The organism is Glutamicibacter sp. FBE19 (genome assembly GCF_015524875.1).
Taxonomy (GTDB): domain Bacteria; phylum Actinomycetota; class Actinomycetes; order Actinomycetales; family Micrococcaceae; genus Glutamicibacter; species Glutamicibacter halophytocola.
Genome location: NZ_JACKQN010000005.1, coordinates 67,132 through 85,786, shown reverse-complemented (window position 1 = coordinate 85,786; position 18,655 = coordinate 67,132). Strand labels below are relative to the sequence as shown.

Here is an 18,655-nt window from a genome sequence, read left to right as displayed (position 1 = left end):
CCTGCCCGCACGGGGAGTAGAACGTGAGCTGGAGACAGCAATCGCCCCAGTCCACATGAACTGGGGCGATTGGAAAACTTCCACTTACACTTGATGGCGCCTTCGGGGAGAACGCACATATTCAATTCCACGGCAGATGACGTAAATCAGGAACGAGATCGTGGTGACGTACGGGCTAATCGGCAATGCGCCAGCTAGCGCCAACAAGATACCGCCAACAACAGCCAATTCTGCGAACGCAATAGACAGCACCACAGTCAGTACTGGATTGGAAGTTATGCGCATTGCCGCAGCTGCAGGCGTAATGAGCAGAGCAAGCACCAGCAGCGCGCCAACCACCTGGATGGTAACTGCCACCGCAAGCGCCAGGATCACCATGAAAAAAATCGACAATCCAGAGGTGCGAACGCCCCGGGCATTGGCTACCACCGGATCTACGGATGCAAATGTCAACGGCCGCCACACGAGAATCAAGGCAAGCACAACGACAAGCGACAGCACCAGCATTCCAGTCAATTGCACATCATCGACAGCAACTATCTGGCCGGTCAGCAACCCGAACTTGTTGGCGCTGCGCCCCTCATAGAGGGACAAGAACAAAATGCCAAGACCCAAGCCAAATGGCATCAGCACGCCGGTAATGGAATTGCGATCACGCGCTCTGGTCCCAAGGAATCCAAGGATCAGCGCTGCGACGAGCGACCCGAATACCGATCCTGTCACGACGTCAGCTCCGATGAGCAGCGCAAACGCGGCACCGGCGAAAGACAGCTCGGCGATTCCATGAACGGCAAAGGCCATGTCACGCATCATGATGAAGATGCCGATCAAGCCGCCGACAACGCCGAGCACGGCCCCAGCAATCAGCGAATTGGAAACCAGCGGCAAGAGCTGCGCGTAATCGTCAAAGTTAAATGCCTTGTCGATGAAGTCCGAAAAGTTCATGTCCCGCTCCTACTTCCCGGTTTCCAGGTCGATGTCTTCAGCATGCTCGTGCCCATCTGCCGGCAAGTCGCTGCTCGCGGCCCCGGACACGACCACGATTCGCCCATTCACGCGAAGCACGTCCACCGGGGCGCCATAAAGTTCGGTGAGCACCGATGACTGCATGACCTCATCAACCGTGCCCAGATGGAAGCGGCCTTCTGCCAGATAAAGCACGCGATCCACATACGGAAGAATCGGGTTGATTTCGTGAGTCACGAAAATGACAGCGCTTTCGCGCTCGACGGCCTGGCGATGAATCACTTCGCTGATGGCTTGCTGATGGTGCAAATCCAGTGACAGCAACGGTTCATCGCATAGCAATACCCTGGGGTTTCCGGCCAAGGCTTGAGCCGCACGCAGACGCTGCTGCTCTCCTCCTGAAAGATCGGATACCGGCCGGTTGGCGTAGCCGCTAGCCCCCACCATCTCCAGAAGCTCATCGACTTTTTGACGCACCGCACTTCGACCAATGCGGATACCCAGCTTGGAACCATCTACGCCGAGGGCAACGAGATCCCGGGCGCGCAATGGGACGTTGTCGCCAAAGGGACGCTGCTGGGGAATCAAGCCAACGGCCGCCGATCCACGACGAACCGGAGCGCCAGCAATGGCTACGGAACCTCGATTCAGCGAGGTGGTTCCAAGCATGGTGTTAATGAAGCTGGTCTTGCCGGAGCCGTTAGGGCCCAAAACTGCAAGAAACTCGCCCGCCGCGATGGATAGGTTGAGCTCATCCCAGAGCACACGCGACCCATAGGCCAAGCGTGCGTCCTCAAAGTGGACAATGGGGCTAGATGACATGGACTGCTTTCTGCACTGCGAGATTGTTGTTTTTCCGGCGACGAAAAACTGCGGCACCCAATGAGGTGCCGCAGTCAATCCTACCAGTTGCGATTCATTCGCAATACGTGCCCACGGGGTGAGCTTCGCCTAGTTTCCCTGCTTCTCCCTGCGCGGTGGAGAAGTGCGCTTCCTAGTCGTATCGGTGATCTCGCCAACCAGCACCTCGATCACATCCTCAAGGAACACCACGCCAAGGGCAGAACCGGCGGCATCAACGACCACCGAAAGGTGGTTGCCTTCCTGGCGCATCTCCTCCAGGGCCGCTTCGATTTCCGTGTCCTCGCCCAGCTGGCCCAATGGATGTAGCGGCAAGTCCTGCAGCGGCTGAGTCGAATGCGCGTCGTCGATCAGCATCACGTCTTTCACGTGCCAGTAGCCCACCGGAATATCATTTTTCGTGATCAGCATGCGCGAGAATCCGGTCTTGCCGACCTTCTTCTCGAATTCGCGAGCCGTGGTTTCGCCCCATTCCAGGGTGAACAAGTCATCCAGCGGAACCATGCAGCTTCGTGCGGTCACCGATGAGAATTCCAAGGCCTTGGTCAGTCGCAACGCGTTGTCTTCATCCAGGGTCCCCTCTTCGGAAGAGGTGTCGATGATCGAGCGCACCTCGGCCGCAGTGTAGGAACTTGAGACTTCATCCTTCGGCTCGATGCCAAAGGCGTGCAACACCAGGTTGGCCATGCCGTTGAGCATCGAGATGATCGGCTTGAGCACCTTGGACATGCCAACCAGCGGCATCGCCAAAAGCATGACAGCTTTATCAGCGACGGAAACCGAAATGTTCTTCGGAACCATTTCGCCGAAGGTGACGTGCAGGAAAGTCACCAGCACCAATGCGATCAAGAAGGCCGCGGTATCCGCAGCCGACTCCGGCATCCCGATCATGGTCAGCGGCTCCGCCAGCAAGTGGTGGATCGCAGGTTCGGAAATGTTCAGGATCAGCAGAGAGCAGACGGTGATACCAAGCTGGCAAACGGCCAGCATGACCGAAACATGTTCCATGGCATACAGTGCAACCTTGGCCCGCTTGTTGCCTTCATCGGCCAATGGCTCGATCTGCGAGCGACGAGCGCTCATCACCGCGAATTCGCCAGCAACAAAAAACGCGTTGAACAGCAACAGGACGACTAGCCACACGAGGCCCATAAAGTCATTCATTGCCGGCCTCCTGCTCCGTTGCCACCGGTTCGAAGCGGACCTGGGCGATACGCCGGCCATCCAGCTCGGTCACGGTAAAGGTGCCATTTTCCGTCTCGACCTGGTCGTTGAGTTCGGCCAAGCGGCCTAGTTCGGCAAGCATGAATCCACCGATGGTCTCGTAGGAGGACTCTTCAGGGATCACCTCGTGGTCGAAATTCTCATTGACCTGGTCCGGCCGGAACATGCCGGGGAACAGCCAGTTGCCGTTGGGCTGGGTGACTGCTTCTTCCTCGTCCTCGTCATGTTCGTCGGAGACTTCGCCAACGATTTCTTCGACGAGGTCTTCCAAGGTGACCAGGCCCGCGGTTCCACCGTATTCATCCATCACGATGGCGATCTGGAATTCCGCGGCGCGCAGTTGCTCCAGCAGCACATCGAGGTGGATGGTTTCAGGAACATACAGGGCGTCACGTGCGAACTCGCCCACCTGCAATGCAGCACGGCGTTCGCGCGGCACCGAGACAACCGCCTTGACATGGCAGATCCCCTGGATCTCATCGCTGGATCCCTCGATCACGGGGAAGCGCGAAAAACCGGTATCGGCGCTGACCGAGATCAGCTCGGACAGGGGCGCCTGCGAATCGATGGTGGACATGGAGGTGCGCGGTGTCATCACATCCGCCGCGGTGCGTTCGGAGAATTCGATCGTGGATTCCACGAAGCGAGCGGTTTGAACGTCCAGGGTGCCCAGCTGGGCCGAACGGCGCACCAGCGAGGCCAATTCCTGCGACGAGCGAGCGGCGGAAATTTCTTCCTTGGCTTCCAACCCGAAGAAGCGGTGCAGCACGGCGTTGGAGAATCCGTTGAGCACCACGATGGCTGGCTTGAAGATCGCGGTGAATACCAGCTGCGGACGGGCCAGCAGCTTGCCGACGGACATTGCCTCGGCGATGGCCAAGTTCTTGGGGACCAATTCGCCGATCAGCATCGAGAGCAAGGTGGCTACCACCAGGGAAACCACCACGGAGATGGCTACCGAGCTGGCTTCGGGAATACCGGTCATTTCCATCAATGGTTCCAGCAAGGAACTCATTGCCGGTTCCAGAACGTAACCAGTGAGCAAGGTAGTCAGCGTAATGCCCAACTGGCAGCTGGAGAGCTGGGTGGACAGCGAGGTCAAGCATTGCAACAGCGGCTTGGCGCCGCGTTCGCCTCGATCGACGGCGTTTTGCACTGTGCTTTTGTCAAGGGCGACCAAGGAGAATTCCACGGCCACGAAGAAGCCGGTGCCGAGAATCAGCAACAGGCCAAGAAGTATGAAGAGCCAATCCATAGGTGGTTACCACCACCTGTTCATCGGCATGGGAATGAGAGGTTCAGTGCCGATTCGACGGCAACTAGAAGGCTCCAATCGGGAGCCGGAACCTGCTGAACATGGACTGAGTTGGCCGGCACTGCGCCCGCGGGCGGCACACCGGCTTGGAGAGTGTGATTCCATAGTGCGACTCAGTCTATCGAACGATGCCCTCATTGCGCACCACTTCAATGTCGTGGCGTTCAGCGGTAGCTTCACCACGCTGAACGGGATGTTATACACGACACTTTCGTGAGATTACCTACGTCCCGTGGCCAACTGCGCGTAAAAGTCACTAGACTGGTGCGCAGGTCTAGATATCTTGTGAGCCGAAGTGGTCGATTCACGTCCTCGGAAGACCACCGGCTCAGCTAGAACAACGTAGAAATCAGGGAAGAGGCGTTGCACGTGCCAGAGCAAGCACACCACCGACTTACTGAAGAGTTTGGTGGAAACGAGTGGCTAGTAGACGAGCTGTTCGAACAGTATCTCGTCGACAAGAACTCGGTAGATAAGAAATGGTGGGATATTTTCGAATCTCTCGCCGCCGACAAGAAGGCACCGGCAACGCAGCCGGCGCCAGCGGCGCCAGCAGCAACTACTGCAGCACCCGCAACGACCGGGCAGGGCACACCACGCGCCGCAACCCAGGCTCGGGCCTCCGAGCCAGCACCAGCTTCAAAGCCAGCACCTGCCGCAGCGCCAGACGCTGAGGCAAAGAAGGCCGAGCCAGCGCCGAAGACTGCACCGATTCCGGCTCAGGCTCCAAAGGCCACCCCTTCCACCGAACTTTTCGGTGAGGAAAAGCGCACTCCACTGCGCGGGCCAATGAAGGCCATCGCCACCAACATGGATGCCAGCCTCGCCGTGCCGACCGCCACCACCGTGCGTGCGGTTCCGGCCAAGGTGATGATCGACAACCGCATCGTCATCAACAACCACCTCAAGCGCGCTCGTGGTGGCAAGATCTCCTTCACCCACCTGATCGGCTTCGCCGTGATTCGCGCATTGAAGCAGATCCCATCGATGAACGTGACCTACGATGTCATCGACAAGAAGCCAACTGCGATCCAGCCGGCTCACGTGAATTTCGGCATCGCGATCGACATGCCAAAGCCAGATGGCACCCGCATGCTCGCCGTGCCCAACGTCAAGGCTGCGGAGACCCTGAGCTTCAACGAGTTCTGGGCCACCTATGAAGATCTGATCAAGCGTGCCCGCGGCAACAAGCTGACCGCCGACGATTACGCTGGCACCACGGTCTCGCTGACCAACCCAGGTGGCATCGGCACCGTTCACTCGGTCCCCCGCCTATCCAAGGGCCAGGCCGCCATCATCGGCGTTGGCGCACTGGAATACCCTGCCGAGTACCGCGGCTCGTCGGAAAAGACCGTCGCTGCCCTGGGTATCGGCAAGCACATCACCCTGACCTCCACCTACGACCACCGTGTCATCCAGGGTGCCGGTTCGGGCGAATTCCTGAAGCTGGTTGAATCGCTCTTGCTCGGCGAGCAGGGCTTCTACGACGAGATCTTCGAGCAGCTGCGCATCCCTTACGAGCCAGTTCGCTGGGCCGTTGACAACCAGGTCGACATCGACCTGCAGGTCAACAAGGTCGCCCGCATCCAGCACCTGATCAACTCCTACCGGGAGCGCGGCCACCTGATGGCCGATATCAACCCGCTGGAATACGTCCAGCGCAAGCACCCGGACCTGGACATCAACAACTACGGCCTGACCCTGTGGGATCTGGACCGCGAGTGGATCACCGGCGGCCTGGGCGGCAAGGATCGCGCGCTCTTGCGCGATATCCTCGGCACCCTGCGCGATGCCTACTGCCGCACCATCGGCACCGAGTACATGCACCTGCAGAACCCGGAAGAGCGCGAGTGGTTCCAGTCCAAGCTGGAGTCGCGCTATGCGAAGCCAACCCGCGAAGAGCAGCTGCGCATCCTGAGCAAGCTGAACTCCGCCGAGGCTTTCGAGACCTTCCTGCAGACCAAGTTCGTCGGCCAGAAGCGCTTCAGCCTCGAAGGCGGCGAATCGCTGATTCCGCTGCTGGATGCCATCATCTCCGATGCCGCCGACGACCAGCTGGACGAAGTCGCCATCGGCATGGCCCACCGCGGCCGCCTGAACGTGCTGACCAACATCGCCGGCAAGACCTACGCACAGGTCTTCCGCGAATTCGAAGGCACCGCCACCCCGGGCTCGGTCCAGGGTTCGGGCGACGTGAAGTACCACCTGGGCACCGAGGGTTCCTACACCTCGGATGCGGGCAACCAGACCAAGGTCTACCTGGCTGCCAACCCTTCGCACCTGGAAGCGGTTGATCCGGTGCTCGAGGGCATCACCCGCGCCAAGCTGGATCGACTGGGCTCGAAGAACGAAGTGCTGCCAATCCTGGTGCACGGCGACGCGGCCTTCGCTGGCCAGGGCGTGGTCTCCGAGGTGCTGGCCATGAGCCAGCTGCCCGGCTACAAGACCGGCGGCACCGTCCACGTGATCGTGAACAACCAGATCGGCTTCACCACCGCTCCGAGCTCCTCACGCTCTTCGGTCTACGCCTCGGATGTGGCGCGCACCGTGCAGGCTCCGATCTTCCACGTCAACGGGGATGACCCGGAGGCAGTGGTCCACGTGGGCCAGCTGGCTTTCGAGTACCGCCAGAAGTTCGGCAAGGACGTCGTCATCGACCTGGTGTGCTACCGCCGCCGCGGCCACAACGAAGGCGACGATCCTTCGATGACCCAGCCGATCATGTACAACCTGATCGAGGCCAAGCGCTCCACCCGCAAGCTGTACACCGAGGCCCTGGTGGGCCGCGGCGACATCACGCAGGAAGAAGCCGAGCACGTCCTGGCCGAGTACAAGGAGAACCTGGAGCGCATCTTCGCCGAGACGCATGCGGCCCAGACCTCCCCGATCCCGATCATCACCCCGGGCTCGACCATCAACGACCTGGAGAAGCCATTCGCCCAGGCTGCCGACGAGAACACCATCGACGGCGCCCGCGGTTCGGCCATCTCCGCCCAGACCTTGGCACATATCGGTGCAGCCCACGTTCAGATTCCTGAGGGCTTCACGATGCACACCAAGCTCAAGTCGCTGCTCGAGCGCCGCGAGAAGATGTCCCGCGAGGGCGGCATCGACTGGGGCTTCGCCGAAGTCGCAGCCCTGGGCTCGCTGTCCATGGAGGGCGTGCCAGTTCGCCTGGCCGGCCAGGACTCGCGCCGCGGCACCTTCGTGCAGCGCCACTCGGTCTTCCACGACCGCGAGAACGACAACGAGTGGTACCCGCTGCACAACCTGAGCGAGGACCAGGCCCCGCTGTGGATCTACGATTCGCTGCTTTCCGAATACGCAGCCCTGGGCTTCGAGTACGGCTACTCGGTGGAGCGCCCGGATGCGCTGGTGATGTGGGAAGCCCAGTTCGGCGACTTCGTCAACGGCGCGCAGACCGTGATCGACGAGTTCATCTCCTCGGCCGAGCAGAAGTGGTCGCAGTCCTCCTCGCTGGTCATGCTGTTGCCGCACGGCTACGAGGGCCAGGGCCCGGACCACTCCTCGGCACGCATCGAGCGCTTCTTGCAGCTGTGCGCCGAGAACAACATGGTCGTGGCCCAGCCTTCCACCGGTGCCAACCACTTCCACCTGCTGCGCCGCCAGGCCTATGCCCGTCCGCGCAAGCCGCTGATCGTCTTCACCCCGAAGCAGCTGCTGCGCCTGAAGGCCGCGGCAAGCTCGGTGGAGGACTTCACCACCGGCGGTTTCCAGGAGGTTATCGGCGATCACACCATCACCGATGCCAACGCCGTTGACAAGGTGCTGCTGTGCTCGGGCCGCGTTTACTACGACTTGGTCGCCGCGCGCAGCAAGGCGCAGGACTCCAAGACCGCGATCGTGCGTGTTGAGCAGCTCTACCCGGCACCGTCCGAGCAGATCGCTGCTGAGCTGGCCAAGTACCCGAATGCCAAGGCTGTCTGGGTCCAGGACGAACCAGCCAACCAGGGTCCATGGCCATTCTTCGGCCTCTACGTTGCACCGCAGCTGGAGCAGAAGATCACCTTGGTCTCCCGCCCGGCATCGGCAGCAACCTCTGCAGGTAACGCAAAGCGCCACGACGCAGAAAACGCAGTGCTGCTGCAGCAGGCGTTCGCCCGCTAAAGCACCTCGCAACACTGGGCTGTTGTGACGTTGCCGGCGAGTTCTCCCAGGTAATTCTGGGAAAACTCGCCGGCAACTGCTCGTTAACCCGCTGCGGCGCTCCGGGGGCAATGTGTGGCATTTATCCAGCATGGATCTCCCGCGATGCCGGCGACTTCACTGCTAAGGTGGGGATCGATTCATATTCTTGAAGCCAACGAAAGGTCGCCCAGTTGGAGTTACGCACAATCCGCATTACCGCAATCGGAGATGAGCTGCTGGCCGGACATGGGGACCCGCGCGGACTAGGCTGGTTCGGCCGGGTTATGGCTCGGACCCAGGATCCTGCGTTGCGCTTGCAGTCCTTCGTCCTGGCTGCCCCTGCCGAAGGCTCCGAGGCCCTGGCCGAACGCTGGATGGGCGAAGCCTCGCGGCGTTTCAGCGACCAATACGAGAATCGCCTGGTCATCGCGCTCTCCGATCGCGATGTGGATCTGGATGTCTCCACCGCCCGCAGCCGGCTGAACCTGGCCAACATCCTGGATTCCGCGTCGCAGATGAGCATCAAGGCGCTGCTGGTCGGCCCGGCCCCGGGATTGGATGACGCCCGCAATCAGCGGGTCGCGGAGCTTAATCGCGTGTATTCGGACGTGGCCCTGCGCCGCAACCACCACTACGTCGATACCTTCACTCCCCTGCGTGCCCACGCGCAGTGGCGCGCTGACCTCAATGCCTCGGGCGGGGTTCCCGGCCAAGCTGGCTACGGCCTGATGGCCTGGCTGGTTCTGCACCGCGGCTGGTACTCGTGGCTGGACTTGCCGGAGCCTGGCGAGGGCTAAGGCACCCTGTGCCCGTTAGGAAAAACGGCGCAAAGTATGAAAGACTATTAGCCGGCCCGAACTATCGGGAAGATCCATTGATCCCTCTAAGGAGTCACCATGTCGAAGCGCGCTCGTAAGCGTCGCGATCGCAAGCGTGGCGGTGCCAACCACGGCAAGCGCCCAAACAGCTAAGCGAAGCGAACATAAAAAGAACCCCGTACCATTCGAGTTTTGCTCGAACGCTACGGGGTTTCTCTTTGCCTGCTAGTGGCCTGATTCCACCCGTATCTGCGAGATCCGGGCGATGATGCTGGCCTTCAGCGCCTGGGGGGCCTGCTCTTGGCAGCTGCGGCGCACCACCGAACGGATAATGCACTCCAGGTCGTATTCCTCGGTGCATTCGGGGCATCCATCCAAATGCGACTTGACCTCTTTGAGGTCGCTGAGCGTCAGGGCACCGTCGAGGTACTCGTAGATGCGTACGATGCGGTCATCGGCGCAATCACCCAATGAATTGCAGTCCATCTTATTTCGCTCCTCCATCAGCCTTTGCGGCGCTCTTGTTGCGAGCCCCGGTGGCTATCCCACGGTCTGCCGCATAATCGGCGAGCAGTTCCCTCAAGTTCTTGCGTCCACGGTGCAACCGGGACATCACGGTGCCAATGGGCACACCCAAAATGTCGCTGGCTTCCTTGTAGCTGAAACCCTCGACATCCACGAAGTACACCGCCATCCGGAAGTCCTCGCCGATAGCCTGCAGCGCGGCCTTCACGTCCGAGTCCGGCAGGTGATCCAGCGCCTCGACCTCGGCCGAGCGCAATCCGGCGGGCGAATGCTCCATTGCCGAAGCCATCTGCCAGTCCTCGACCGTGTCGGTACTGGTGCGCAGCGGCTCGCGCTGGCGCTTGCGGTACAGGTTGATGTACGTGTTGGTCAGGATGCGATACAGCCAAGCCTTCAGGTTGGTCCCGGGCTTGTACTGGTGGAAGGCCGAATACGCCTTGGTGTAGGCCTCCTGCACCAGATCCTCGGCGTCCGCAGGGTTGCGAGCCATGCGCAGGGCAGCCGAATACAGCTGGTCCACATAAGACATGGCATCGCGCTCGAACCGTTCGCGACGCTGTGCCTCGGACTCGGTGGCCACGTCGGGCAAATTCTCGTCCACACTCTTGTTGTTCATCACGCCTGAGTCTACGCGGTTGCTTGCGCTATTGCGCGAATTCGTCCGCGATCGGGTAGCGCTGCGGGTGCCGCGGGGCTCCTCGGCCACCACGCATGTGGTGCCGCCGGCTGTTGAAGTATCCTGTCTGATCGTCACACTGGGTATAACCATGGGATCCAAAACCTTATTCCCGCGCCGATCTCGGCTAGGATTTAACTAAAACCGCACGAGCCTAAGGATCAGCAATCAACTCCGCAAGCGCCTCTGGAAACCCGCAGTCCGATCCCCCGCACGCTGGGACGCACTGGTGGCCGGCACCTCATGTCAGCACCGGCGTAGACGCCATCGTTTCGGTGCCCGCTTCCAAGTCGCTGACCAACCGCTATCTGATCCTTGCGGCCCTGGCCTCCTCCCCCTCCACCATCCACAACACCCTGATCAGCCGCGATACCGAGCTGATGCTTGGAGCCCTGGCCAGCTTCGGCACAGGGATCAAGCGGATCGAGCAGGCCGACGGGTCCACCACCGTCCAGGTCCATCCCGCAGCTGAACTGGCCACCGGGCCGCTGGGCATCGAGTGCGGATTGGCCGGCACGGTGATGCGCTTTGTGCCTCCCTTGGCCGCGGTAGCCCGCGCCACCGTCGCTTTTGACGGCGATCCGCACGCGCGCCTGCGCCCGATGGCTCCGGTGCTCGATGCGCTGCAGGCCCTGGGCGCCACCATCGATTTCGGCGGGGACCCGGGCAAATTGCCCTTCACCATGGATGCCAGCGGCCTGGAGCCCGTCGATCAGGTCGTGATCGATGCCTCCAGCAGCTCGCAATTCATTTCCGCACTGCTGCTCGCCGGCCATGCCCTGCCCGGCGGCCTGGCATTGCGTGCCGCTGATGGCCCGATCGCCTCGCCGGATCACATCATGATGACCGTGCAGACACTGCTCGAACTGGGCGTGGACATCACCGTGGACGAGGATGGGCGCGGCTGGCGCATCGCCCCGGGCGAACTTGCCGGCTTCACCGTCACCGTGGAACCCGACCTGTCCAACGCCGGGCCATTCCTGGCCGCGGCCCTGGCCAGCAATGGCAGCGTCGGCATCCGCTTCTGGCCCGCCAGCACCACCCAGGTCGGCGGAAAATGGGTGCAGATCCTGTCCCAGATGGGCGCCGAGGTGCACCACGGCGACGACGGGGTGCTATGGGTACGCGGAACTGGAGTGATCCGCGGGATCGACTACGCCGATGCTTCCGAGCTTGCCCCCACCCTGGCGGCACTATGCGCCTTGGCCAGCTCCCCGAGCAACCTGACCGGGATCGGGCACCTTCGCGGGCATGAGACCGACCGCCTGGCGGCCCTGGAAAACGAACTGGCCAAAGTCGGAGCAAACGTCGTGGCTACAGGCGACAGCCTGGCGATCACCCCGGGCCCGCTGCAGGCAGCCGACCTGCACAGCTACGAGGACCACCGCATGGCCACCGCCGGGGCGCTGCTGGGCCTGGCCATCGAAGGGGTCCGCGTGGAAAATATTGCCACCACCGCCAAAACCATGCCACAGTTCCCGCAATTGTGGGCGGATATGGTTTCCACCGCGAAGGCAGCTGGCTAATGCGCTACCTGGATTACGACGAGTCCTCGGTCCGCGTCCGCCCGAACAAGCGCGGGTCGCGTCCGCGCACCAAGGATCGCCCGGCCTATGAGAAGGCGGAAATCGGCCGGATCATCACCGTGGACCGCGGGCGATACACCGCGATCCTGGACGAGGACACCAGCAACGAGCGCATCGTGATCGCCGCGCGCGCCCGCGAGCTGCGCCGCCAGGCGATCGTGCCAGGAGACCTGGTCGCCCTGGTCGGCGATACCTCCGGCAAGCCCGATACGCTCGCCCGGCTGGTGCGCATCGAGGAACGCACCACGCTGCTGCGCCGCAGCGCCGATGACACCGACGCCACCGAGCGAGTGGTCGTGGCCAATGTGGACAAGCTGGTCATCGTGGTGGCTGCCGCCAACCCCGAGCCGCGCACCGGATTTGTCGATCGCGCCCTGGTGGCCGCGTACGACGCCGGCATCCAGCCGGTGCTGTGCGTGACCAAGGCCGATGTGAAGGACCCGGCGGATTTCCTCAAGCACTACGAGGGGCTGGACTTCCCGGTGGTCATTTCGCGCACCACCACCGCAGATGCCTCGGGCGTTGATGCCCGCGGCGCCGACGGATCCAGTGCGCGCCTGGACGCGAACGCGCTGGAGGAACTCGAAGAGCTGCTGGGCGGCTGCGTTTCGGTCGTGCTCGGGCACTCCGGGGTCGGCAAGTCCACGCTGGTCAACGCGCTCACCGGCGCCGACCGGGCTACTGGCCATGTCAACGCGGTCACCGGGCGCGGGCGCCACACCTCGTCCAACGCCTTGGCACTTCGGCTGGGCCAGATCCCTGGCTCATGGCTGATTGATACCCCGGGCATTCGATCCTTCGGGCTGGGCCTGGTGGATCCAGATAACATCCTGGCCGCCTTTGAAGACCTGGCCGAGATCGCCACCGGGTGCCCGCGCGGCTGCACCCATGCCGCCGGCGAAGCTGGCTGCGCCTTGGAAGCCTGGGCGCAAGCAGCGCCGAACAGCCAACCCGCCGACCGCCTCGCCTCATACCGCCGGCTGGTCACCACCGAGGAAACCACGCACGAAAAGGAGCTCGGCGCACTCTGAGCGCCGGTACACCATGGCAGATTTCACCCTGCAGCAAGATCTCGACTTTGCCCTAGCCCTGGCCGATAAGGTCGACCAGCTGACCTTGGCCCGCTATGGCTCCAACGATCTGGTGGTCGAATCCAAGCCGGATATGACCCCTGTTTCAGATGCCGATCGCGGTGCCGAACAGCTGATCCTGGCCGAGCTTGCCAAGCACCGCCCGCAGGACTCGGTGCTCGGCGAAGAATTCGGGGTGCACGGCAGCGGGTCGCGGCGCTGGGTTATCGACCCGATCGATGGCACCAAGAACTTCGTGCGGCGCGTCCCGGTCTGGGCCACGCTCATTGCCCTGCTGGTGGACGACGAGCCGGTGCTCGGCGTCATTTCCGCCCCCGCGCTCAGCCGCCGCTGGCACGCCGCAACCGGCTTGGGCGCCTACGTCAGCGAACCCGCGGCCGGCGCAGGAGAGCGGGCCACCCGCAAGATTTCGGTCTCCTCGGTGTCCGAACTCGCCGATTCCTCCTTGGCCTACGCCTCCCTGAACGGCTGGAAGGACGCCGGCAAGCTCGACGGCTTCCTGGACCTGCTCGATGCTGCCTGGCGAACCCGTGGCTACGGCGACTTCTATTCCTATGCGCTTCTGGCCGAAGGTGCGGTCGACGCGGCCTTCGAGCCGGAGCTCGAGCTCTACGACATGGCAGCCCTGGTCCCGGTAGTTCGCGAAGCCGGGGGCCGCTTCACCTCGGTGGCCGGAGAGGAAGGCTGCCACGGCGGCAATGCGCTGGCCACCAATGGCAAGCTGCACGCCGCAATTCTGCCCTACCTGAACCGCTGATGCTGACCACCAGCGAAGAGGACTACCTCAAGGCGCTCTACACGCTGACCGAATGGGAAGATACCGAGGTCAGCACCGGCGCATTGGCAGACCAGCTGGGCCTGTCCCCCGCGTCGGTGACCTCGATGATCCAGAAATTATCGAGCAAGGGGCTGGTCGATCATGTGCCCCGCAAGACGGTGGCCCTCAGCAGCAGCGGTCGTCGTGAAGCCTTGCGGATGGTTCGCCGGCACCGGCTATTGGAGACCTTCCTTCGCGACGAGCTGGGCTACGGCTGGGACGAAGTGCATGACGAGGCCGAGGCCCTGGAGCATACCGTCAGCGACCGCTTCATCAACGCCCTGGATGCCCGGCTGGGCCATCCCCGCCACGACCCCCACGGCGACGCAATCCCGGCCTCTGATGGAAGCCTGCCGGTATCCGGAGCGATCCGCCTGGACCGTTTTGGCGGAGAACTGGCCATCATCGACCGGATCAGCGACGAGGACCCGGACTTCCTGCGCCGCGCCGCCGCGCAGGGGCTGGTGCCCGGGGCCCCCATCAAGCTTCCGCATCAGCTGGACTATATCGAGGCCTCGCTGATTTGGGTCCGCAACAACGAGTCGAAGTGATCTGGCCGATGTCAACCCAAGGATTCACCCTGCGCCCGATCGAGCTGCTGCTGGTGTTCGCTGGCGGAAGCGCCGGGACGGCCAGCAGACTGGCGGTCAGCCTATTGCTGCCTCAACAAGGCCCGCTGCCGGTAGCCATCTTGTTCGTCAACCTCGCCGGGGCCTTGGCCCTGGGCTGGCTGCTGACAGCCCTGGCCGCCCGGGGACCGGAAACTACGCGCCGGAAAAAGCTGCGGTTGCTGCTTGGAACAGGATTCATGGGCGGTTTCACCACTTACAGCGCGCTAGCCACCGACACCATGTTGCTGTTCACGCAAGGATCGACGGCCATTGGGCTGGCATATGGCCTGGGAACCGTGCTGCTCGGGGCGTTCGCCACCTGGGTCGGCATGCTGTTGGGCACCAGGCGCCGTACGCCGCAGGGTGATGCAAAATGATGGGCACGACACCGGTGCTCTTTGCGCTTGTTGCACTCTGCGGCGGCCTGGGCGCGGCGCTGCGCTATGGGCTCGATTCTTTCATCAGTGCCAAATTCGGGGCGTTGCTTCCCTGGGGAACCATCACGATCAACGTTTCGGGCTCCTTCGCTTTGGGTTTTCTGACCGGTTTGCTGGCAAACACCCAATTGAACGAAGCCTGGCTTTTGGCCATGGGCACAGGGGTGCTCGGAGGCTACACCACCTTCTCGACCGCCAGCTTTGATACCCTGCGCCTGCTGCGAGCCGGCCGCCCCTTCTCCAGCTTGGCGAATGCCCTTGGAACGTTATTAGCGGCCGTCCTCGCCGCCTGGGGCGGTTATCTTCTCTCCTCGCTGCTCTAATACAAACTGGGCGGGATCGCAGTGGATACAAGAAATGCCCAGCCGTCTGGCTGGGCTTTGAAGTTGTTTCTAACGGGCAGCTCGCCGTCCCTTGGGCGCGCCGGTGGATTGTCGCTTTGGCGCTGGCTTGATCGGCTTGGGCGTTCGGTCATGCGGGACCACGTAACCGCCGGAAGCCAACACCAGGATTGCGCTAATCCCGGTGAGCGACAGCATCGCAATCGCCCAAATTTGTGATTGTTCGTAGAAACTGTGATCGACGCTGAGCCACAGCACATAGGCACCTACCAGGTAGATGAGGTGGATCAGCAGCACGCGAGTTCGCAATCGGAGTTTGACCACTGCTTTGGGCGAAAAGAAAATTGACCAAATGATCAACAGCGGGATGACAACCACTAAAATGGCCAGAATCATTGGCCACGGAATGAAAGCGATAGCTGCTAAGGCGGCGGCAAATAGCAGGCCAACTTCAAGCAGGAAAGCCACCACTGCGTAGGTGCCTGAGAGAAACGGCGATACCCGCTGGGAGCTTGTTTTACCCATCGACTCTAATCTCACTCCAATTCCGCAATGACCACCGACCAGTAATCTCCGGCTTTTCATTTCAAGTCTATGTGCAAATCCTCCATGCCGCGAATAGACTCGCGAGATTCCAGAAGTGTTTAGCCGCAATGACCGCCGTTGCCAGGGATTGGCCGGCCTGCGAAGCCAACATGAATTCCACCAACGAAAAAAGCCCTGGAACCAGGCATTTAGCCTAGTTCCAGAGCTTCAAAACGTGGAGATGGGGAGAATTGAACTCCCGTCCGATGTGGTGTTGCCAGGTCTTCTCCGGGCGCAGTTTGCTGCGGATTTTCTCTGCCCCAACCATCACGCAAACATGTGGTTGATCCGGGCACAGTTACCAAAATATGTACCCAGCAGCGGTAACAACCGCTGGATACAGTGGCTATCTAAATGACGTTAGGAACAGAGGCGATAGCATCCCCTGGCTAACGGACTGTCTGGCTGCTTAGGCAGCGAGAGCGAAGTCAGTGCGCTTTGATTCGGCACTTATTGGTTTGCAAAGAGCGTTTACGAGATAACTTTGCGTCCTCGGCCCGCTTCATCTGTCGCGACTCACACCGTCGAAACCGATCATCCCCGTATTTTGTTGTCAGTCCCGGTTTCCCGGATACAACCACACCCGAAAGCGTGTTCATCAATCATAACTCATCCACGTGCTCTGCCCCAACGCGGAATGCGCCACACCAAGTTTTAGGCGTGCCCTCGGTTGCGCTCGCGCATGGCGCGCATTGCTTCGCGGTTGTCCTGTTGCTCGCGCAGGGTCTGGCGCTTGTCGTACTCACGCTTACCACGGGCGATACCGATCTCGATCTTTGCCCGACCTGACTTGAAGTACAAGCTCAGCGGAACAACAGTGAGTCCAGCCTCGCCGATCTTGCGCTCGATCTTGAGCAGTTCTTGCCGGTGGAGCAGCAGCTTGCGACGGCGACGTGCCGCGTGATTGGTCCATGATCCGTTGAGGTACTCAGGGATGTAGACGTTCTCGATATAAAGCTCACCACGGTAGAACTGGCCGAAGCCGTCAACGAGTGAGGCTTTGCCTTCTCGCAATGACTTGACTTCCGTACCAGTGAGAACCATGCCAGCTTCGAAGGTATCGAGGATTTCAAAATCGTGGCGCGCCTTGCGGTTGCTCGCGATCACCCGATCTTCTTGATTCTTCTTAGCCACGTTACTCCTTGCATGTCGCGGGCGAATTCTCGCACGCAGACTACAAGTCTAGCGCTAGAGAAGTCCCAATGGGTTCACGGCCGTGCCATTGACAATAGTTTCGAAGTGCAGGTGGCAGCCTGTGGAGTTGCCGGTGGTGCCAACGTAGCCAATAACTTGGCCCTGCTTGACGTGCTGCCCTACGCTCACGGCGACTTGTGACATGTGGTGGTACCCAGTCGCCAGTGCCTTGCCACGAACTACACCGTGGGAAATGAGCACCTTATTGCCGGAGGTACCGCCCCAGCCAGCCATCCACACTTCACCATCGGCTGCAGCCGTAATGGGCGCACCACACTGGCCACCGAAGCCCCAGTCGATGCCAGCGTGCACATATCCGCCACGTCCACCATAATCGATGGTTCCGGCGGGCGTTGGACGCCAGCCGAAGGAGGAAGTCAGATTGTTGCTGGTCGTTGGCTTTACCAATCCCCAGGCGCTGGAACCATTAGAGGTGCTCACCTCGGGTTCTGCCGGCGCTGGAGGAACGTAAGCCTTCTTTTTAAATTCCTTCTTCTTGGCAGCGGCTTCTTCTGCAAGACGCTTTTGCTCGGCTTCGTAAGCCGCTTTACGCTTTGCTTCAGCTTCAGCCGCTTTGCGCTTTCGTTCAGCTTCCTCACGCAACAAGCGCTCCTGACGCTCCTTGATGTCCGCCTGAACTTGGGCGTATTCTTTCTGCTGCGAAGCTAGTTTTGCCTGGATTTGAGGCTTCTTGGCTTCAAGCTCAGCACCAAGTTTTTCAGTGCTTGCAACCAAAGCATCGAGTTCGTTCTTTGCGTTCTGCGCTTGGGTTCGAGCTGCCTGCTCTTGAGCCAACGCGTCCTCGGCCTGGGATTTGAGCGATGAGATTTCCTTCTCAACGGCGTCAAGTCGAACCTTATTGTTTTCGTTGTTGGCCTGCTCTTGCGCCAAGTCGTTGTAGGTAGCGCTCTGCGAAGCCATCGCTCGGTTTGCCAGGTCAAGACCGTCTGCGATCTCAGTGGCCGACTCCATGTTCAGGATCATGTCCAGCCCGCTAGAAACGCCGCCGCGCTTATAAGCCTCTGACGCAATCGAAGCCATGGCTTCTTTTGCTTCAGAAATCTTCTTGGCGTTTGCCTCAATTTCGGCCGCGACTTGATCGCGCGTTCCCTGAGCAGCAATTAAACGGTTGTTCAGATCGGCAACTGCCGCTTGGGCATTGGCGACACGGCTCTGCGCGTCCGCCAATGCCTGTTCCGCTGCAGGAACCTGAGCCTGCTGGTCACGCAGCTTCTTGTCGGTGGCCTGGATATCGGCGTCCAGGAATTCCATGTCTTGCTCTAGGTTATTGATGTTGCCTTCAACCTGAGCTTTTTTATCGTCCAGCTCATCAGCTGCGACAATTCCAGCCGGCAACGTCAAGGCCAGTGCCATGGCGCCACCGAGAGTGGCGCGCAAGAACTTACTACGCACTGCGTTGGACAGCATGTGACTCCTTAGAGTGAATTGTCGTGCATCA

17 protein-coding genes and 1 other RNA gene are annotated in these 18,655 nt (G+C 61.1%); 8 read left to right on the top strand and 10 right to left on the bottom strand.

Annotation, left to right across the window (positions count from 1 at the left end):
* Positions 1 to 84: 84 nt before the first annotated feature.
* The 4 genes from H6F58_RS10185 to H6F58_RS10170 form a co-directional block, all read right to left on the bottom strand.
* Complete coding sequence (locus H6F58_RS10185) at positions 85 to 945, bottom strand: metal ABC transporter permease (RefSeq protein ID WP_060701266.1); 861 nt, start codon at positions 943 to 945, stop codon at positions 85 to 87.
* Positions 946 to 954: 9 nt separating this feature from the next.
* Complete coding sequence (locus tag H6F58_RS10180; RefSeq protein ID WP_195181701.1) at positions 955 to 1,788, bottom strand: metal ABC transporter ATP-binding protein; 834 nt, start codon at positions 1,786 to 1,788, stop codon at positions 955 to 957.
* 129 nt (positions 1,789 to 1,917) lie between these two features.
* Positions 1,918 to 2,991, bottom strand: coding sequence for a hemolysin family protein (locus tag H6F58_RS10175; protein ID WP_195181700.1), 1,074 nt, complete (start codon positions 2,989 to 2,991; stop codon positions 1,918 to 1,920).
* A complete protein-coding gene (locus H6F58_RS10170) occupies positions 2,984 to 4,306 on the bottom strand; it encodes a hemolysin family protein (RefSeq protein WP_060701263.1) in 1,323 nt (440 codons plus the stop codon). The genes H6F58_RS10175 and H6F58_RS10170 overlap by 8 nt, the downstream gene beginning before the upstream one ends.
* 429 nt (positions 4,307 to 4,735) lie before the next feature.
* Here H6F58_RS10170 and H6F58_RS10165 point away from each other — a divergent pair, with 429 nt between their 5' ends.
* Positions 4,736 to 8,494 (top strand): multifunctional oxoglutarate decarboxylase/oxoglutarate dehydrogenase thiamine pyrophosphate-binding subunit/dihydrolipoyllysine-residue succinyltransferase subunit, encoded by a 3,759-nt coding sequence (locus tag H6F58_RS10165; protein WP_195181699.1) that lies wholly within the window; start codon positions 4,736 to 4,738, stop codon positions 8,492 to 8,494.
* 212 nt (positions 8,495 to 8,706) lie between these two features.
* Positions 8,707 to 9,312, top strand: a complete 606-nt coding sequence (locus H6F58_RS10160; RefSeq protein WP_060701262.1) for a GDSL-type esterase/lipase family protein — start codon at positions 8,707 to 8,709, stop codon at positions 9,310 to 9,312.
* 246 nt (positions 9,313 to 9,558) lie between these two features.
* Here H6F58_RS10160 and rsrA read toward each other — a convergent pair whose 3' ends face one another.
* Together rsrA and H6F58_RS10150 are read right to left on the bottom strand one after the other, a co-directional pair.
* On the bottom strand, positions 9,559 to 9,819 hold the full coding sequence (gene rsrA / locus H6F58_RS10155) for a mycothiol system anti-sigma-R factor (protein WP_060701261.1): 261 nt from the start codon (positions 9,817 to 9,819) through the stop codon (positions 9,559 to 9,561).
* A gap of 1 nt (position 9,820) precedes the next feature.
* A complete protein-coding gene (locus tag H6F58_RS10150; protein ID WP_084793157.1) occupies positions 9,821 to 10,474 on the bottom strand; it encodes a sigma-70 family RNA polymerase sigma factor in 654 nt (217 codons plus the stop codon).
* Positions 10,475 to 10,701: 227 nt separating this feature from the next.
* Here H6F58_RS10150 and aroA point away from each other — a divergent pair, with 227 nt between their 5' ends.
* From aroA to crcB, 6 genes are read left to right on the top strand one after another with little or no spacing between them, the layout of a single operon-like run.
* Positions 10,702 to 12,060 (top strand): 3-phosphoshikimate 1-carboxyvinyltransferase, encoded by a 1,359-nt coding sequence (aroA, locus tag H6F58_RS10145; protein WP_195181758.1) that lies wholly within the window; start codon positions 10,702 to 10,704, stop codon positions 12,058 to 12,060.
* Positions 12,060 to 13,151 (top strand): GTPase RsgA, encoded by a 1,092-nt coding sequence (gene rsgA, locus H6F58_RS10140; protein ID WP_060701258.1) that lies wholly within the window; start codon positions 12,060 to 12,062, stop codon positions 13,149 to 13,151. Before aroA ends, rsgA begins: the two co-directional genes overlap by 1 nt.
* Before the next feature lie 13 nt (positions 13,152 to 13,164).
* Positions 13,165 to 13,968 carry an inositol monophosphatase family protein gene (locus H6F58_RS10135; RefSeq protein ID WP_146274846.1) on the top strand — a complete coding sequence of 268 codons (804 nt, stop codon included), beginning with the start codon at positions 13,165 to 13,167 and terminating at the stop codon, positions 13,966 to 13,968.
* The gene (locus H6F58_RS10130) at positions 13,968 to 14,579 is read left to right on the top strand and encodes a metal-dependent transcriptional regulator (RefSeq protein WP_195181698.1); all 612 of its coding nucleotides are present in this window, start codon (positions 13,968 to 13,970) and stop codon (positions 14,577 to 14,579) included. Before H6F58_RS10135 ends, H6F58_RS10130 begins: the two co-directional genes overlap by 1 nt.
* An 8-nt stretch (positions 14,580 to 14,587) precedes the next feature.
* Complete coding sequence (locus tag H6F58_RS10125) at positions 14,588 to 15,016, top strand: CrcB family protein (RefSeq protein WP_195181697.1); 429 nt, start codon at positions 14,588 to 14,590, stop codon at positions 15,014 to 15,016.
* A complete protein-coding gene (gene crcB / locus H6F58_RS10120) occupies positions 15,013 to 15,399 on the top strand; it encodes a fluoride efflux transporter CrcB (protein ID WP_146274843.1) in 387 nt (128 codons plus the stop codon). Before H6F58_RS10125 ends, crcB begins: the two co-directional genes overlap by 4 nt.
* 69 nt (positions 15,400 to 15,468) lie before the next feature.
* Here crcB and H6F58_RS10115 read toward each other — a convergent pair whose 3' ends face one another.
* The 4 genes from H6F58_RS10115 to H6F58_RS10100 all read right to left on the bottom strand — a co-directional run bounded on the left by H6F58_RS10115 (position 15,469) and on the right by H6F58_RS10100 (position 18,624).
* The gene (locus H6F58_RS10115; protein WP_060701254.1) at positions 15,469 to 15,942 is read right to left on the bottom strand and encodes a DUF2568 domain-containing protein; all 474 of its coding nucleotides are present in this window, start codon (positions 15,940 to 15,942) and stop codon (positions 15,469 to 15,471) included.
* A gap of 233 nt (positions 15,943 to 16,175) precedes the next feature.
* Positions 16,176 to 16,544, bottom strand: a transfer-messenger RNA (tmRNA) gene (gene ssrA, locus H6F58_RS10110).
* 112 nt (positions 16,545 to 16,656) lie between these two features.
* Entirely contained in the window at positions 16,657 to 17,136 is a 480-nt protein-coding gene (gene smpB, locus H6F58_RS10105; protein WP_075972434.1) for an SsrA-binding protein SmpB, read from the bottom strand.
* A gap of 54 nt (positions 17,137 to 17,190) precedes the next feature.
* On the bottom strand, positions 17,191 to 18,624 hold the full coding sequence (locus tag H6F58_RS10100; protein ID WP_171919033.1) for a M23 family metallopeptidase: 1,434 nt from the start codon (positions 18,622 to 18,624) through the stop codon (positions 17,191 to 17,193).
* Between the last annotated feature and the right edge of the window lie 31 nt (positions 18,625 to 18,655).

Excerpts from the sequence above, each read along its gene's own strand:
- H6F58_RS10185 (WP_060701266.1), bottom strand. The coding sequence starts at position 945 with ATGAACTTTTCGGACTTCATCGACAAGGCATTTAACTTTGACGATTAC.
- H6F58_RS10180 (WP_195181701.1), bottom strand. The coding sequence starts at position 1,788 with ATGTCATCTAGCCCCATTGTCCACTTTGAGGACGCACGCTTGGCCTAT.
- H6F58_RS10175 (WP_195181700.1), bottom strand. The coding sequence starts at position 2,991 with ATGAATGACTTTATGGGCCTCGTGTGGCTAGTCGTCCTGTTGCTGTTC.
- H6F58_RS10170 (WP_060701263.1), bottom strand. The coding sequence starts at position 4,306 with ATGGATTGGCTCTTCATACTTCTTGGCCTGTTGCTGATTCTCGGCACC.
- rsrA (WP_060701261.1), bottom strand. The coding sequence starts at position 9,819 with ATGGACTGCAATTCATTGGGTGATTGCGCCGATGACCGCATCGTACGC.
- H6F58_RS10150 (WP_084793157.1), bottom strand. The coding sequence starts at position 10,474 with ATGAACAACAAGAGTGTGGACGAGAATTTGCCCGACGTGGCCACCGAG.
- rsgA (WP_060701258.1), top strand. The coding sequence starts at position 12,060 with ATGCGCTACCTGGATTACGACGAGTCCTCGGTCCGCGTCCGCCCGAAC.
- H6F58_RS10135 (WP_146274846.1), top strand. The coding sequence starts at position 13,165 with ATGGCAGATTTCACCCTGCAGCAAGATCTCGACTTTGCCCTAGCCCTG.
- H6F58_RS10130 (WP_195181698.1), top strand. The coding sequence starts at position 13,968 with ATGCTGACCACCAGCGAAGAGGACTACCTCAAGGCGCTCTACACGCTG.
- H6F58_RS10125 (WP_195181697.1), top strand. The coding sequence starts at position 14,588 with ATGTCAACCCAAGGATTCACCCTGCGCCCGATCGAGCTGCTGCTGGTG.
- crcB (WP_146274843.1), top strand. The coding sequence starts at position 15,013 with ATGATGGGCACGACACCGGTGCTCTTTGCGCTTGTTGCACTCTGCGGC.
- H6F58_RS10115 (WP_060701254.1), bottom strand. The coding sequence starts at position 15,942 with ATGGGTAAAACAAGCTCCCAGCGGGTATCGCCGTTTCTCTCAGGCACC.
- H6F58_RS10100 (WP_171919033.1), bottom strand. The coding sequence starts at position 18,624 with ATGCTGTCCAACGCAGTGCGTAGTAAGTTCTTGCGCGCCACTCTCGGT.